Genomic DNA, 15,649 nt, shown 5'->3' on the forward strand with positions numbered 1-15,649 from the left:
TGACTCAATCTGAGAATGTGTCCGACCATCGCAGGCAACCTCCAGCCACTATGGCCAAAGCGCCAACACACCATACAGATGTCCTAATCATTGGTTCAGGGCCTGCAGGCTACACAGCTGCCATTTACGCAGCGCGCGCTGAACGCAAGCCCCTTCTGGTGGCGGGTATGCAGCCAGGCGGCCAACTGACCATCACAGATGAGGTTGAGAACTACCCAGGCTTTGCCAAGCCTGTCTCGGGGCCTTGGCTGATGGAGCAGATGCGTGAACAGGCTGAACGTTCAGGCACACGCATGGAACAGGACATTATCACGCATTGCGCCTTGAAAGATGGCCCCGACAAGGACGGCTATTTCCATTTAGAAGGTGATTCAGGCGCGCAGTACCGCGCCCGCACCGTCATCATCGCCACAGGGGCCAGCGCCCGTTGGCTGGGCCTTGATTCGGAGGCGAAGTTCAAAGGCCATGGCGTTTCCGCCTGTGCCACCTGTGACGGGTTCTTTTTCAAAAACAGGGAAGTGGCCGTTGTCGGCGGTGGCAACACAGCTGTGGAAGAGGCCCTCTACCTCACCCGCCATGCCGCCAAGGTGCACCTCATTCACCGCCGTGAGGGGCTGAAGGCTGAAAAGGTGTTAGTCGACCGGCTCAACAAAAATGACAAAATCATCCCCCATTGGTACCGGGAGGTTGAGGAGATCGTGGGTAAAGCCGTTGTCAAAGGGGCGCCAGAGGTCGTCACCAGCGTGGTTTTGAAAGACCCGCGCAACCCAGCCCACAAGGAGGTACTGGCTGTGGACGGCGTTTTCGTAGCCATTGGGCACCAACCCAATTCAGGCCCCTTCCGTGACCAGCTACGCTGCGACCGCGATGGTTACATTGAAACCAAGCCAGGCACCCCTGAAACCAGCGTTGCTGGCGTGTTTGCGGCAGGCGACGTTCAGGACAGAAGCTGGCGCCAGGCGGTGACGGCAGCTGGCACAGGCTGTGCGGCCGCTTTGGCTGCGGAACGTTGGCTGGAGGAGCGCCCCTGAAAGCGGCCACCTTTCCTGGAAGGGGCTTGGTGGGGGCGATACCCTTAACGGGCGTTGCAGGGTTTTTCTGCAAGAGGGGCGGTTTTCTGCCCTCTACAGCACGGTTGGAAAATGTTAAGCTTTCCCTCCCAGGGCGGCGCAGGCATTGCGCTTGACGGGGCAGCCCCATCTAGGGGATTGTCCGCCCTACCTGCCACCAGCCATGATGAGGCAACAGCATATGAGCAAAGCGCGCACAGGTGGGCCTGACAGCATGTACGCCAACTCCAAAATGGATTGGGACAAGCTGCGCATTTTCCACACCGTCGCAGAGGCCGGTTCATTCACCCATGCTGGGGATAAGCTGAACCTTAGCCAATCGGCAGTGTCCCGCCAGATCTCAGCGCTTGAAGAAGTGCTGGGCGTGCCGCTTTTCCACCGCCACGCCCGTGGTCTCATCCTGACTGAACAGGGGGAGGTGCTGCACCGCACAGCACGGGAGGTCTTCTCCAAATTGGCCATGACGCAGGCTTTCCTGAGCGAGAACCGAGAGCGTGCCGCTGGCACCATCAAGGTAACCACCACCAGTGATTTCGGCCTGGAATGGTTGGTGCCACGCCTGCACCATTTCCTGGAGGCCTACCCTGATGTTGAGGTGGAGCTCCTTCTGGAAGACGCCGACCTCGACCTCAGTATGCGTGAGGCCGATGTCGCCATCAGGATGCACCCTCCCACCCAGCCTGACCTAATTCAGCGCCATTTGGCCAGTTTCCGCGTGCCCATTTATGCTAGCGAAGGTTACCTGCAGAAAAACGGCACCCCTACCAGCCTGGACGACATGGACAAGCACACCATGGTGGCTTTTGGCGGTTCCACACTGCCCCTGCAGCACATCAATTGGCTGTTTGAGCGCCTCGTTGAGCACACGCAGGAAAAAACGGGCGACCGCTGCGATTCCAAGCCTTGCCGCACCCCTTTGATCGTTAACAATGTGGCTGCCATGACGTCAGCTGTGGCCTCTGGCAATGGGATTGGCACGCTGCCTCTTTACGCTGTGGAGCACCGTGACAACCTGGTGCGCATCCTGCCTGAGCTCGAATGCCCCCAGGTGGATGCTTACTTTGTTTATCCAGAGGAATTGCGCACATCCAAGCGCATTTCCGTTTTCCGTGATTTCCTATTGGCCGAACTGAACCCACGCCGCCAGGAGGATACTGAAAACAGCGCCTCAGCTTCAGACATCCTACCAGCTTACCAATAACCAACCCCGCACAGGGTTGGCTTTGGGGCAGGATTTAAAGCAAGCAACAAAGTAAGGGGGAAGCACTTTCAAAGTGCCTCCCCCTTTTGGTTTCAGAATACCCTCAAGATGGGGACAGCAGGTCAAGCGCTGGCGGTGGTACCATCATCCCCCTTGGCTTCAGGCGTACGGCTGGCGCGCTTGCCCCCTGTGACGGTGCTTCCAATGGTGCGGCCGAGGCCAATCTCACGCGCCAAGGCAGAGCGGCGCTTGGCGTAATTAGGGGCAACCAAGGGGTAATCGACAGGCAGGCCCCATTTTTCCCTGTATTGCTCAGGTGTCATGCCGTAAGTGCTTTTAAGGTGCCGCTTGAGCATTTTAAGTTTTTTGCCGTCTTCCAAGCAAACAATGTAATCAGGGTAAACGGACTTGCGCACAGGCACAGCAGGCACAGGTTGGGTTGTGGGGGCTTGTGATTGAGTTGGGGAACCAGGGACGGCCAGGGCTGCGTAAACATCGCGGATAAGCTGCGCCAGATTATCAGGCGCCACATAAGTGCTTGATAGGCGCGCTACAATAATATCCGTTGTGAGGCTCAACAGGTGTGCCTTGTTGGTGGCAGGTTCGATCGACATAAAGTACCTTACATGGAAAAGGGCCGTTTACCTTTTGGTAACGGATTAAGGTGGAAGTATACTAGTCGTTTGAAGGAGTGGGTAGAATGTAAAACAATGAAAATCACTTTAATAAGTTACGCAGCGCTTCTCATGGATTCTCAACTTGAATTAAAATTTTGTTTTTAATCTATGTTCATTGAAGGCTGCCTTAATTTTCCCTTAATTTCATAAAACGCTGTCGTAACCCCTCTGAAACCTGTTCATGGCGCTGGTCGGTAGTCTTGAAAAGCGTTTTTCATCACGCCACATCCTTTTCACACCACGCGCCCTCCTCTCGTCATGCTGGCCAAAAAGCGCTATAGGTTGCACTTGAAGCGGACATGTTGCCTGCTGCCAAGCCATGCTGGCTTGTGCGCCCCAAGGTGCATTTCCCTGCTGGTGCGCCCTTCAACCTTGGGTTGCGTGAGCAGTCTGCAAACCTGTAGCTGAAATCTGCTTGATGACATCCACCCCGCCTTCTTCTGCCGGTTCAAGTGCCTCCCACCACAGCGCTGCCCCGGCCACGCAAGAAGGCGGGCGGAATGACGCCACCCCTAACACATCCAATCCAGCAGCGGCTGCCCCTCCAGACCCAACAGCCAAACCACCTTCTGTGGATGACCAAACCCCTCTGGACTCCAACCCAGCGGGCTTAGGCCGCCCTGACCCTGTGCCCTCTGAACCAGTGGATTTAGAACAGCTGCTTGATGAGGCAAGCCCCGCCACCAACCAGTCCAATGCACCTTCAGGCCCAGCTGGTGGCCCTACAGGTGGTGACAAACCCCCACCTGACGCAGGAACACCACGCGCCATCCCCCAGCCAAAGGGGGAAGCTTATCTTTCCTGGTTGTACGCCCCTACGCCTAGTGCTTTCTTCTTCGCCTTGCGTACATCTTTGGCAGCTTGCTTAGCACTGGGCTTCTCATTGTGGATGGAGCTTGACGACCCTTCATGGGCACCGCTGACGGTATGGTCCGTTGCCCAGATCTCCCGCGGTGAGTCCCTTTCCAAGGCCAAGTGGCGCATTGTGGGGACCCTTGTGGGGTGCTGCGCTGGAATCGCCATCATGGCCGCCATACCCCAGGCATCCTGGATGTATTTTCCAGCCATCGCGGTGTGGCTGGGCATTTGCTCCTTTATGGCCACCTTCATTAGCAATTTCAGGGCCTATGGCTGCGTGCTGGCTGGCTACACCTGTTCCGTCATCGGGACTGGTGCTGCCCCTGATGCCAACCACGTGTTCATGATCGCCATGTCACGCGGGTCCTACATCATTATCGGGGTGATTTGCGAAGCTTCCGTGGCCTTCGTGTTCTCGCCCAACCAGATGCGCCAAGCACGCATCAGGCTGCGCCAGCTTTTGCAAAAAGCGCTGGACATGACCGCCACCACCCTTGGCCAGATCCTGACCAAAGGCACTAACGCCCAAGCCACAGCGCGTATGCAGTTTGGCACCATGCTGCGCATTAACAACGACATTGAATTCACTGAAGTGGAAATGGGCCCCCACGGCCACGAAGCTGACCACGCCAGGGCGGCGTTGGCTGCCATCTCCGTTCTTCTGGCGCGCGGCTTCGGCCTGGTTAACCAGCTTGAGGAACTGGTGCAGAACCCAGACTGCCACACCTTAATTGAAGAGATCCTCTCCTTCCTCAAAACGCTGCCAGAATGCCTGCCTGATCCGGCCCTCATTCCGGAATTACTGGCCGAACTCCAGCACCTGCGCGACATCTGCCGCCAATACGCCGCCCCCCACCGCCTAACCAGCCATGGGGGAGCCGCCCCAGATGAACTTTCAGCGCACCATGTCGCCCATCTCACCGCTAAGGATAAAGCGGACATCGTGGCCTCCGCCCTTGATGAACGCGTCATGTTCGTGGCTTTAGGCGAACTGTTGAGCGACCTTGAGCGTGCCATTATCGAATACAACGCCAGCACGCACATCATCAGGGGGGACCATTTCCGCTTCCAGCCTATCACACACCGTGATCCACGGCTGGCGCTTAACAACGGTTTGCGCTCAGGCAGCATCATCTTGCTGACGGGCCTGGTTTATGAGGTCACAGCGTGGCCCCAGGGGCTGAAATGCATTGGCATTGCCTCGCTCATCTGCGGCCTCAACTCCATCAACGAAAACCCCGCCAACGCCACGTTGGGGTGGCTTAAAGGCACCATTGGTGCCATTACGGCTGCCTGGTTCCTGGTGTTCATCTTCATGCCGATGGTGGATGTGTACGAACCCCTCATCGTCATCTTGGTGGGGGGCATGATGGTGGGCGGCCTGGCCAAGGCCAACCCTGCCACCAGGCCGGCAGGTGCGGCTTACTCACTCCTTTTCCCCACCATGTTGGGGCTTCAGAACCACCACGTCATGCAGGAAATGCAGTATTTCAACATCAATCTGGGCATTGGCCTGGCCAGCTTGATGACGGTGATCGTCTACCGTACCATCCTGCCCTTCAACGCCGCCCAGGAGCGCTTCAGGCTGCGCCGCGCCATGCTGCGTGAATTGCGCCAACTGGCCAACCCCGCTGCCAACCCTTCCATCGCGCGCTGGGTGGGCAACTGCATGGACCGTTTCTCCTGCATTTTGCGCCACGCTGGCTCCACCCCTGACGACAGGATCGAGCAATTCATCGAAGGCACGCTCGGCACGCTGACCATGGGCATGGCTGTCATTAAGCTGCGTGGCCTCATGGACCGCGACTACCTGCCTGAAAGCGCGCGCCGCCCCATTATTTTAGTGCTGCATTATGTGGAGTTCCCAGCCAAGCATTACATGCAAGCTGCCCAAACCACGGACAGCGCCATACGCCGCCTGCGCGAACTGGACACCTCAGACCACGACACCGTTTCACGCTTGGAGCTGACGAGGGCCATCGCTTACCTCATGGTTATTGCCCACAACCTCAAGCACTGCCCGAACTTCCTCAATCCCACACGGCCTTTCAAGGGGGAGGGTACCGCGCTGAAAACCAGCCCTGCTGGTGGCCATGCCGCCATCAGCCCCACGTAAGCGACCACCTTGCCCTTGTCCGCCAACGGTGCCATAACGCCAGGGAAGTGGCAGGCGGCATGGTTGAGCCCACCCGCCCCACCTTGCGGAGAGATGCCAGAGTGGTCGAATGGGACGGTCTCGAAAACCGTTGTGCCCTTTTGGGTACCGTGGGTTCGAATCCCACTCTCTCCGCCACTTATTCTTAAATAATGGCGGTTTAGTGCGGAATGGCTTTAAGCGCTCCTCACACTGTGCCCACCAAGCCTTGGCCCGTGTGCTCCCCAAGCTGGGATAAGGGCTAGTTCAGCCCCACTGTTCTCAAGGGGATCTTAAAGTAGCGTGGCCTAAGCAAGGGCGGTTGTGCACGCAGCGCCAGCCCCCTTCACAGCTGATGCCCGCAGGCTGGCGCCAGGCAAACTGATATTTAGGGATATTTTTTCAAGTTGATGGGGCCAACCCCACTGGCCCCCACCCATTTCAGCGCTTTTCAAGGAAGCCGCCTGAGGGGAATATTTCACAATATTTTATTAAGCGCCCTTAGGGCTGGCGGGCTTTTGGCTAGTCCTTCACACCCTGCCAGCCGTGCCAGCATCCGCTTGCAGGGCCAAGGCGGCAATGGTGGCTGAGCGGCTTTGATGGCGGGCAGCGGCCAGGGCATCCAACCGCCCCAGAACGCGGCGCGGCAGGGAAATGTTCACACGCTCTATGCGGTTGTCCAGCAACGCTGGGTCAAGTGTGACAAAGCCCACTAACCACCCTGGATAAGCTTTCTGGTGGGCGGCCAAGGTGCTTGGGGCAGGCACCTCTTCGCCTGCATCCAAAGCCGTTTCCACCCACAGCTGGGCTGCCTCCTCAACATTGCTCAAAGCCTCGTCCAGGGTGTCACCAGCAGAGAAGCAGCCGGGCAGATCTGGCACCACCGCACCAAAGGCCGTGTCGTCTGTGCCAGCTTCAATCATGACGGGATAACGCATTTCCCCTCCTTCAAAGGCCTGCTTGTTTGCGGATGGCCTTAACCAGTCCTTTGCCCAAATCCTTTTTGGGATGGGGGACTATCACGCTGCCAGGCTTGGCTGGATGACGGAACACATGGTGAGAACCCCTCACACGCACCAGCATCCAGCCCGCTTGCTGCATCTCGCGGATAAGGTCAGCGCTTTTCATACACAAAAATTACACACACTAAGCGCAGCCAGCAAGTGGGAAAATGCTGCTGGCCTACGCCTGTGGTTCCGCGGGTTTCGCCCAGTCAATCAGGCCATGAATGAACTGGGCGTGGAGGCCCCTATAAAAGGCCACCAAAGAGACGCTCCACACAATCAGAAAGACACCTTTTCAAAAAAATAGGGTAGTTCCCCAAAAAGGTTGTGACGGTTGTGACAAACCCTCTCCAACCCCTCTTAAGCCCGCAGGAAACCGCCATTAAATCGTGTCACAACCTATACGGTAGAGGTTGTGACAAAGGCCCCTTTTTTGTCACAACCTGTCACAACCTGTCACAACCTTTTTGGGGAGGTTGTGACACGATTAAACCGCAGTCGCTCTAGGGCTTAAAGGGTACTACTACCCCTTGTCACAACCGTCACAACCTTTTTAGAAACCTTCTAGGTTTTTTTGCTTACCATATTTTTGACACAATTTGGGTCCGCCTAACCATCACCTACAAGAAGGGATTTCTTGCCAAGCTCCAAGGGGCGGATTTCAACTCATTAAAAACCCCCTCTGAAGCTCTCAGAGAGGGTTAAACGGCTTGCGGCTGAACGGTGGCAGTTAGGGTGCTGACCGGTTTTTATGCAGCCATGTTCTGGTTGTCCTGCTGCCTATTCGGCGCTGACTATTTTCGTACCCCAAGCCCTTCAAAATAGGCCCCAGGCGCATTTCATGACGTCTGCTCAAGGGCAGCCCCAAAGCCTCAAGTAATAGGGCGCCTGGGAAGTCATGCCGGCCCGCCCATGTGGTGGAGGCACGGAACTCACTAAGGCCTGTTTGCTGGTCGGCTTCCCCCAGGATTTGCGCCACTTTGGTTTCCAGGGGATCGGAGGTTGTGTAACGCTTGTGCAGCTCAGCAATTATTTCTTTGAGGCTGTCCGGTATCCATGTTGGGAACGCTGGATTTGTCCTCCACAGCGTCATGGCTTCGGCCCACAGTTGATCCTTATTGGCTATGAGCCATTCCAGGTTCAGGGGCTGCGTGCAGGGGATGGGCAGAAAACGCCTGTTGCCTGTTGAGTCTGTCAGATAGAAATCTAAATTGGTGGTTCCCAAAAACGAAACACGCCTTGGGTAATCTTCCGTATGGCTGCCGTAGGGAGCGCGGAACGAATCAACTTCACGGGAAAGCAGAGACTTAGCCGATTCCTGGCTTGATCTTTTAAGCGATGAAAGTTCTGCCAGTTCCACACCCCAACAGCCTTGAAGGGCATTCATGGCATCTTTGTCAGACATATTTGCTGGCAGGTCTTCACGCAGCCATTGGCCAAACAAGATTTTGCCAAAGCGGCTTTTGCCTATCCCCTGCCCACCTGACAGCACAGGCATCCAGTCGAATTTATAAGGCTTGTCCAACGTGGCAAAAGCGCGCGCCACGGCAGCCACCATGAAACGCCTTCCAATCTCAGCAAAGTAGTGGAGGGGGATAGGGGATTCTCCCCTGCTCTCTGCTGGCATTCCTGCAGGATTTTTCAGGCCCAGCACATGTTCAAACATATGCTCCAGACGTGACTGGCCATCCCATTGAAGGCTGTTCAAATAGTCCTGCACTGGGTTGAAGGAGTGCGCTTGCGCTTCCTGGGTCATCAAGGCCCGCACATCATCTGGATGGCCTGGCCGCAAGCCTTTTTGGCGCAAATACAGGGTGAGTAGCCGCACCTGATGGACTGTCCATGGCTGAGGGAATGTAGCTTCCGTGGGCGCATCATCAGCCAGCAAACCGGGCAAGGGCCGCGTTAGAACAAACTGTCTTGTCAGGTCGTTATAAGCAAACAGCCCTTGGAGTTCTGGAGCGTCACGCATGTAAGCCGCCAGCTTGGTGACTGGGTGCGCTTGGCTGTCTTCCAGAACGGCCTGCAAGCGTGAAGGCCTTTCCTCCCGCTTACGGACTTGGGCAAGGCTGATCACCTCCGCTTTGGACTGGGCTTCTGCCAAGCGCCGCTGCACTTCCTCATCTTTGAAGCTCATGGGGTCACCTCCAAGCCCTTCTGGAACTCTGGAGCGCTCAGGCTGTCTGCCAAATCCCACTTAGTAGGCAGCCCCTCCACGTTCACTACGGCCACACTCAGCGCACCTGCCTTCCAGCACAGGCATTTGACGCGCTCAGCGTAATCCAAGCCTGGTGGGTCGTTGTCAGGCCAGATGGTGACGTTGCACCCCATCAAAGGTGACCAATCAGCCTTATGGGGATTGGCAGCACCACCAGGACTGGTGACGGCCACATAGGGGAAGTCTGGATCCAGATGCAGGGTTTCGGCCGTTTGCTCTCCCTCCACCACCAGAACGGGCGCACTAGGGCGCAGGGCCAATTCATGAAGGCCATAAAGGGGGCGTGGTTCTGGGGGCGCTTTGTAGTGCCAACGCGGTGCCTCACCTGATTTCAGGCGCCCAAAGCACATCCACCGGAACTCCTTGCGGCCGTCAGGGTGTCGGGCACACAGAGTGGCATAAAGGGGATGGCTGTCTGCATCCCTGTAGAGGTGAAAACGTTCCACCTTGGTGAGGTGCCACATGCCATCTCTGCCCCTTAAACGGATGCTATGTGGGCGCTGCGGCTCAGTCCAAGCGGGCCAAACAGGCTGAAAAGCTGCCTTAACGGCTGGCTGGACAGGGGAGGGCCGAGGCTGGGTTTGACGTGCAAAAGGGGCAGGAACGCCCCCGCCGTAAAGCTGTCCCAGTTCTTCAAGGATTTGGGGATAAGGGTAGCCTGTGGCCCGCATGGCCAAGGACAAGGCATCCCCACGCCAGTCTCCTGCGAAATCTGCCCCAACCCCTTTCAAAAGGTTGAAGCTCAAGGACGGATTGCGGTCTTGGCGCCATGGCGTACAGGCCACGTATTCTTGCCCCCGCACCCGTCCGCCAGGTGCGTAGCGTTCAAGCAAAGGAAGGGGGTTGGCCCTGAAGGCGGCCAGCACCTCTTGGCGCTGCACCTTCATGGGTTCACTCCCGCACAGATGATATGAAAAAATTTGTAGGCTTTCCACCCAAGTGAAAAACCGCTGTGCACAAAGGGATAATGGTCCCTTCTCTCACCTGAGCAGTTGATGATGGTGTTGGCCTCGCATCTGGTGCGTTTCTGAAGGGTTATGGTACTTAAGAACAAGCATATCTCCTGAACAGTTAACGGGGTGACCGTTAATTGCTTTCAACAAGATGTGTGGTTGCCCTTATTCAGTTATCCCAAGTTTGCAGACTAGATTAACTGAACAGGGAATAGTTAAGCCGCTGCTGGATCGTTCTGGCAGCGGCTTCTTTTACATGGAATTCATGGAAGCATTCTCTGGCTGATACGGTGCAACACGTGGTGCACACTTAAAGAGGGCCTCCAGTGAAGCCACTGAAATGCGTGTGGTGCGGCCAATCTTCACGGCTTCCACTCTGCCAGCATTGATGAGGCGATAAAGCGAAGTGGCAGGAACGCCATAGCGCTCACGCACGCTTTTGACGCTCAGGTAATCGGGTTTGCTGGGATTCATTTGGGTTCCTTAGAAAGGGTCTGCTGCCTCTTGGGGCAACGTGGAAATCATAACCCCATGGGCTTTAATCACCAAGGCTCACTCAGCCACTAGAACGAGAAAAATTCTGGAACATGCAGAGTATGTAGCGAAAGTGAGCATAAATGCTCAAAAATGTGCAAATAGGTGTTGCATAGCGATACATCCTCATCCTGTAAGATTTTCTTACGTTGTTTATCTCAAAATGAAATAACATGTGGGTTTATTTCACAACGGTTCTGGTTTTACCAAAATCCCCCTCTCTAATACCTGTTGAAAAATACATGCTAAATTCCCCCAAACTCAAAATTATGCTGCACTAAAAAGGCATCCTTTTCTATTGGACAAATAATATTGCCCCATTCTTCAAGTATGGTGCGGCGCTTTTCTAACTGATCTGTACGGCTGTAAGCGGCCTCTACTGCTGAACGCACATTATGGGCCAAGCACATTTCAGAAGCTTGCCAGTCTTTACCTGTTTCAGTGGCCCAATCGCGGAATGTGGAACGCAAACCATGCACTGTGGCCCGTTCATCCCCAGCAGCTGCCTTGGCTGCTTTGCTGGCTGCTACATCAGAAAGGGCGCGCCCAGTCACACTAGGAAAAACCAACCCTTTCTTGTCTGAAAAACGCCAAAGCATCTCCAGCAAGGCCACGGCAGGCGTTGACAGGGGCACACGGTGCGGTTGGCCATTCTTCACTTTCATGCGTTCTGGGGGGATCGTCCAAACCTTGGCCTCAAGGTCTATTTCCTCCCAACGCGCGCGCCTTGCTTCACCACTGCGCACACAGGTCAACGCAATGAAGCGCACCACCAAGGCCCCCATGCCTTCCGCTTCCTCCAAAGCTTTCATGAAAGCGGGCATGGCCCCTAAGGGCAGCGCATGAAAGTGCTTCACACGCTTCACCTTGGCAGGGGCCGGCAAGTCGAACTCAAGCATGCCTTTCCATTGGGCCGGGTTAGGATCCGTGCGCAGGTTATTGCCGATGGCGTAACGGAAAATGGCTTCCAACCGCGCACGAATGCGCGATGCCGTTTCATGGGTGTTCTCCCACACAGGCAGCAAGCACTTGGCTACTTCTTCCCTGGTGATGGTCGCCACGGCCTTGCTGCCTAACGTGGGATAGACATGCATGGCCAAGGATTGTCGCCATGTGCTGGCGCCGCGCCTATCTGACCAGCGCCCGGCCTGCTGGGTGATGAAGGTTTCCGCCACTTCCTCCAAGGTTAGGCAGTTGGCCAGCTTGGCTGCCTTCTGACGCCGCGTTCTTTCTAAGAGGGGATCACGGCCTTCATGCAGTTCACGCCTGGCCTGGGCTGCTAAATGGCGTGCTTCCATAAGGCTCACCACAGGATAGGCCCCCAGCCCCATATGACGCAGGCGCCCATAACCATCTGCCCCTTGCATAAGGGGACTGCGGTAACGGAACACCCAAGAACGGCTGAGGGTTGGGGAAACCAGCAAATACAGGTTGCCCCCATCAGCATGTTTGCCAGCTGGTGCCTTCCTCACCTGAACATCTGTCAGCCGTGCCAGCTGTCTGCGTCCCATATGCTTCCGCTTCCCTCTCAACGCTCCACACAATTCTATGGGCTTCTGTGGGGAAGCTTGGCAAGGGGTGGTAAAAGCTTTTCTTCAAATGGGGCTAAGAACTGCGCCTTTATGGGGCTTGCTGATATGTTAGGGATTGGTGGTTAGGCGGACACTCTCTCCGCCACAATAAACATTGATAGACATTTTCAAGGGCGGTTTTCCGTCCCTTTTTATGTATGTCCACGCTGGTGGCCTCCATGCGCGTGCAGGGTGTTAAACGGGCATTGGCTGCGCAGCCAGGCCACCCAAGCCATGCCAGCTGTGCTATAAAGCCTTTAAATGGCCAGTTTCTTGAATATCCCTGCCCTTTTCCCAATCCTGTTCAGGACTGCCTGGCTTAGTGCGGCCATGATGGGGTGCTGGGGCACTTGTCCAGCGCCTGCCCATGCCCAGATCATCTTGCTTACACGGGGGCTGGGCGCCCTCTGGAAAATGGAGCGCAACATGGCCAAACCAGAACAACCCAACCACCAAGACCAGCCTTCTACCAAAGCCAGCTCCTTTGCGAAAAAGAGCGAGCCTACCGTGAACGCAGACCGCCACCCTACCGATAACATGGCCTGGTGGCTAAACAAGGCCAAGGAAGGAGACCCCACTGCCCAAGGCTGGATTGGCTACTGTTATGTGATAGGCCAGAATGTCCCTCAAGATGCCACCTTGGGTGCGCAATGGCTGCGCAAAGCAGCCGAACAAGGCAACAGAGAGGCCGAGTTCAACCTTGGTTCATGCTATGCTGATGGCCAGGGGGAAAAGCAGGATTATGTCCAGGCCAGGCAATGGTGGCAGAAGGCGGCTGACAAAGGCTTGCCCTCAGCGCAATATAATTTAGCCCTGCTTTACCAGAACGGTATGGGGCTTCCCCCCGATCAGGAAAAGGCCACGCACTGGTTTGCTAAGGCTGCTGAAGGGGGGGTGCCCTCTGCCCAGTACAATCTGGGCATCCGCTATTACCGAGGCCAAACCGTCCCTGTCGACAAGGACAAAGCTTTTTATTGGTGGGGTAAAGCTGCAGCAGGGGGTCATGTTATAGCCCAATACAACATGGGCATTCGCTACCTTGAAGGGCAAGGCGTAGCACAGGACAACGCCAAAGCTGCCCAGTGGTTTGAAGAAGCTGCTGCCCAAGGGGATGCTGGCGCCCAATATTGCTTAGGCACCTTGGCGCAGGACAAAGAGGACTTGGAACGGTCTCTCCATTGGTATGGTCTGGCTGCTGCGCAGCATTACAAACCAGCTGTGGAAAAAATGGAGCAGTATGCAGTCTGGGTGCAAAAACTCGCTCAAGATGGCAATGCTTCAGCCCAAGAACAACTGGGTATTTTCTACCTGAAGGGCAATTATGTTCCGCAAAACAAAGAGAAGGCCCTTCACTGGCTTGATAAAGCGGGTGAACAAGGTCAGCTTCAGGCTCAGCTTCTTCTAGGGATTTTATACGAAGGCCAACAAGGTGTGGCGCCTGATTACCCCAAGGCCGCTTATTGGCTGCGCAAAGCGGCTGAGCACGGCAGTGCAGATGCCCAATCAGAGTTGGCACAGCTTTATTGCTATGGGAATGGAGTGCAGCAAAGCTATCCTGAAGCTGCCTCTTGGTTTGATAAAGCAGCTAAGCAAGGCAATGCTGAAGCCCAATATATGTTGGGTGTTTTATGTGAAATAGGTCAAGGAATGCCCGAAGACAGCGCCATGGCTGTGGCTTGGTACCGCAAAGCAGCAGCGCAGAATTATCCTGCTGCTGAATACAGGCTAGGCCACGCTTACGATACAGGCCTTGAGGTATCCGAAGATAAAGCCGAGGCGGTGCGCTGGTACCAGAAAGCAGCTGAACAGGGTAATATGGATGCCCAATACGCTTTGGGGTGCGCTTATGACCAGGGCGCAGGCACAGCACAGGACGACGCCAAGGCGGCTTACTGGTACCAAAAAGCAGCTGAGCAAGGCGACATGGATGCCCAGTTCAACTTGGCTGTTATGTATGACCGGGGCCAAGGCATGAAACCCGATGCGGTCCAAGCAGCCTATTGGTATGAAAAAGCAGCTGAGCAAGGCACCCCAGATGCCCAGTTCAATTTGGGCAGCCTCTATGCTGAGGGAAGGGGCGTGCCGAAAAACGAGGCCAAGGCCTTGGCATGGTGGAAAAAATCAGCAGCACAAGGTTATGAACGCGCAGTGGATGTTGTGGCGGTTGTTAAGAAGGAAGGCTTTGCCGCTCTGCCACTAGGGGAATGAGTCACCTCTGATCGGCACTCATTTTTGCCCTGTTCGCCCTGCCCCATGAAGAGCAAAAGCGTGGGAAGAAGGCGGGGCATCTTTTTTCCTAGCTTGCAAAATTCTTGAGGGCGGGTTAAAAGTCGTTTCCCCATTCTAAGCCCTTTGGCCATCATGGCTGCAGGGCAAATATGGGCAATGATAAAAAGCGGTCTGAAGTTGGGCACCATGCCTGCGCTGACAGGCCGGGAAAGGATTGAAGATGTTCGCAGTTATCCGCACAGGCGGCAAACAGTACCGCGTTGAGCCCGGTGATGTCCTCAAGGTTGAGAAGCTCGATGGCCTTGAGAGTGGTGGCACCCACACTTTCAGCGATGTGCTGATGGTTGGTGGCGATCAGGGCGTGAAAGTTGGCGCCCCCACAGTGGCTGGCGCCAATGTGGTGGCCGAGGTCATTGCGCAGGACCGCCTGCCCAAGGTCATCATCTTCAAGAAGCGCCGCCGCCAGAACAGCCGCCGCAAGAATGGTCACCGCCAGCCCGTGACGGTGCTGCGCGTCAAGGAAATCAGCGCCGCCTGAGCCATCCCAGGCAGCGTTATCAGCTTCTGATCAATGCAAAGCCCTGCCAGGCAGGGCAACGGAAGCTCAAGTTGGAGAATTATCATGGCACATAAAAAAGCAGGCGGTTCCAGCAACAACGGTCGCGATTCTGAAGGCCGCCGTCTGGGCGTCAAGAAGTCTGGCGGGCAGAGCGTCATCGCGGGCAACATCATCATCCGTCAGCGTGGCACCAAGTACTACCCTGGCGAGAACGTCGGCATGGGCCGCGACCACACCCTGTTCGCCCTTGGCGATGGCCAGGTTGTGTTCCACCAGGGCCCTCGTGGCCGCATGCACGTCTCTGTCGATCTGGCTGCCTAATTCCAAGCCAAGCTGAACCTGGGTCTTTGTTGTGGTTCCAGGTTCCACTGACTGCAGCCAGACGTAATGTCTGGCCTTCTCAAGGCAAGGCCTTCAACACCATTGGTGTTGGAACAACGCTTTGCCTGCCCAACCGGCCCCTTGTTTTGGCCTTGTGCCAAGATGGGGCCGGTTTTGCTTTGGTGCGGCGGCACCTATTCCCCCTAATAAAGGGCAGGGCCGTGTTCGGCCCCTTATGAAGGCGTGTTCGTGCCTGGTAAACCATGTTAAGGCTGCTTCTCAGCTGCATGGCCCGGTTGGATCGCCCCACCTAATTAACA

13 protein-coding genes and 1 tRNA gene are annotated in these 15,649 nt (G+C 55.9%); 7 read left to right on the forward strand and 7 right to left on the reverse strand.

Annotated features, from left to right (window positions below; genetic code table 11):
- Positions 1-50 precede the first annotated feature (50 nt).
- Together trxB and E3E12_RS00880 are read left to right on the forward strand one after the other, a co-directional pair.
- Positions 51-1,031: a thioredoxin-disulfide reductase gene (trxB, locus tag E3E12_RS00875; protein ID WP_141442631.1), complete on the forward strand. Its 981-nt coding sequence runs from the start codon at positions 51-53 to the stop codon at positions 1,029-1,031.
- Between the two features lie 271 nt (positions 1,032-1,302).
- Positions 1,303-2,271, forward strand: coding sequence for a LysR family transcriptional regulator (locus E3E12_RS00880; RefSeq protein ID WP_141443969.1), 969 nt, complete (start codon positions 1,303-1,305; stop codon positions 2,269-2,271).
- A 122-nt stretch (positions 2,272-2,393) separates the two neighbouring features.
- Here E3E12_RS00880 and E3E12_RS00885 read toward each other — a convergent pair whose 3' ends face one another.
- Positions 2,394-2,885 carry a MucR family transcriptional regulator gene (locus E3E12_RS00885; protein ID WP_141442632.1) on the reverse strand — a complete coding sequence of 164 codons (492 nt, stop codon included), beginning with the start codon at positions 2,883-2,885 and terminating at the stop codon, positions 2,394-2,396.
- Positions 2,886-3,366: 481 nt separating this feature from the next.
- On the opposite strand from E3E12_RS00885, the gene E3E12_RS00890 reads away from it, so the two are divergent.
- A complete protein-coding gene (locus E3E12_RS00890) occupies positions 3,367-5,922 on the forward strand; it encodes an FUSC family protein (RefSeq protein ID WP_141442633.1) in 2,556 nt (851 codons plus the stop codon).
- 87 nt (positions 5,923-6,009) lie between these two features.
- Positions 6,010-6,099: transfer RNA gene (locus E3E12_RS00895), tRNA-Ser, on the forward strand.
- A gap of 371 nt (positions 6,100-6,470) precedes the next feature.
- Here E3E12_RS00895 and E3E12_RS00900 read toward each other — a convergent pair.
- The 6 genes from E3E12_RS00900 to E3E12_RS00925 all read right to left on the reverse strand — a co-directional run bounded on the left by E3E12_RS00900 (position 6,471) and on the right by E3E12_RS00925 (position 12,160).
- Positions 6,471-6,878 carry a type II toxin-antitoxin system HicB family antitoxin gene (locus E3E12_RS00900; protein WP_141442634.1) on the reverse strand — a complete coding sequence of 136 codons (408 nt, stop codon included), beginning with the start codon at positions 6,876-6,878 and terminating at the stop codon, positions 6,471-6,473.
- 10 nt (positions 6,879-6,888) lie between these two features.
- Positions 6,889-7,068, reverse strand: a complete 180-nt coding sequence (locus tag E3E12_RS00905) for a type II toxin-antitoxin system HicA family toxin (protein WP_141442635.1) — start codon at positions 7,066-7,068, stop codon at positions 6,889-6,891.
- Positions 7,069-7,674: 606 nt separating this feature from the next.
- The gene (locus E3E12_RS00910) at positions 7,675-9,081 is read right to left on the reverse strand and encodes a virulence-associated E family protein (RefSeq protein ID WP_141442636.1); all 1,407 of its coding nucleotides are present in this window, start codon (positions 9,079-9,081) and stop codon (positions 7,675-7,677) included.
- Positions 9,078-9,626, reverse strand: a complete 549-nt coding sequence (locus E3E12_RS00915) for a hypothetical protein (RefSeq protein ID WP_141442637.1) — start codon at positions 9,624-9,626, stop codon at positions 9,078-9,080. Before E3E12_RS00915 ends, E3E12_RS00910 begins: the two co-directional genes overlap by 4 nt.
- Before the next feature lie 741 nt (positions 9,627-10,367).
- On the reverse strand, positions 10,368-10,589 hold the full coding sequence (locus E3E12_RS00920) for a helix-turn-helix domain-containing protein (RefSeq protein ID WP_141442638.1): 222 nt from the start codon (positions 10,587-10,589) through the stop codon (positions 10,368-10,370).
- A 305-nt stretch (positions 10,590-10,894) separates the two neighbouring features.
- A complete protein-coding gene (locus tag E3E12_RS00925; protein WP_141442639.1) occupies positions 10,895-12,160 on the reverse strand; it encodes a tyrosine-type recombinase/integrase in 1,266 nt (421 codons plus the stop codon).
- 486 nt (positions 12,161-12,646) lie between these two features.
- Here E3E12_RS00925 and E3E12_RS00930 point away from each other — a divergent pair, with 486 nt between their 5' ends.
- The 3 genes from E3E12_RS00930 (at position 12,647) to rpmA (ending at position 15,329) form a co-directional block, all read left to right on the forward strand.
- Entirely contained in the window at positions 12,647-14,428 is a 1,782-nt protein-coding gene (locus E3E12_RS00930) for an SEL1-like repeat protein (RefSeq protein ID WP_168194338.1), read from the forward strand.
- A 241-nt stretch (positions 14,429-14,669) separates the two neighbouring features.
- Entirely contained in the window at positions 14,670-14,987 is a 318-nt protein-coding gene (gene rplU, locus E3E12_RS00935) for a 50S ribosomal protein L21 (RefSeq protein WP_141442641.1), read from the forward strand.
- A gap of 84 nt (positions 14,988-15,071) precedes the next feature.
- Positions 15,072-15,329 (forward strand): 50S ribosomal protein L27, encoded by a 258-nt coding sequence (rpmA, locus tag E3E12_RS00940; protein ID WP_141442642.1) that lies wholly within the window; start codon positions 15,072-15,074, stop codon positions 15,327-15,329.
- Positions 15,330-15,649: the final 320 nt, after the last annotated feature.

The organism is Formicincola oecophyllae, assembly GCF_006542395.2.
Taxonomy (GTDB): domain Bacteria; phylum Pseudomonadota; class Alphaproteobacteria; order Acetobacterales; family Acetobacteraceae; genus Formicincola; species Formicincola oecophyllae.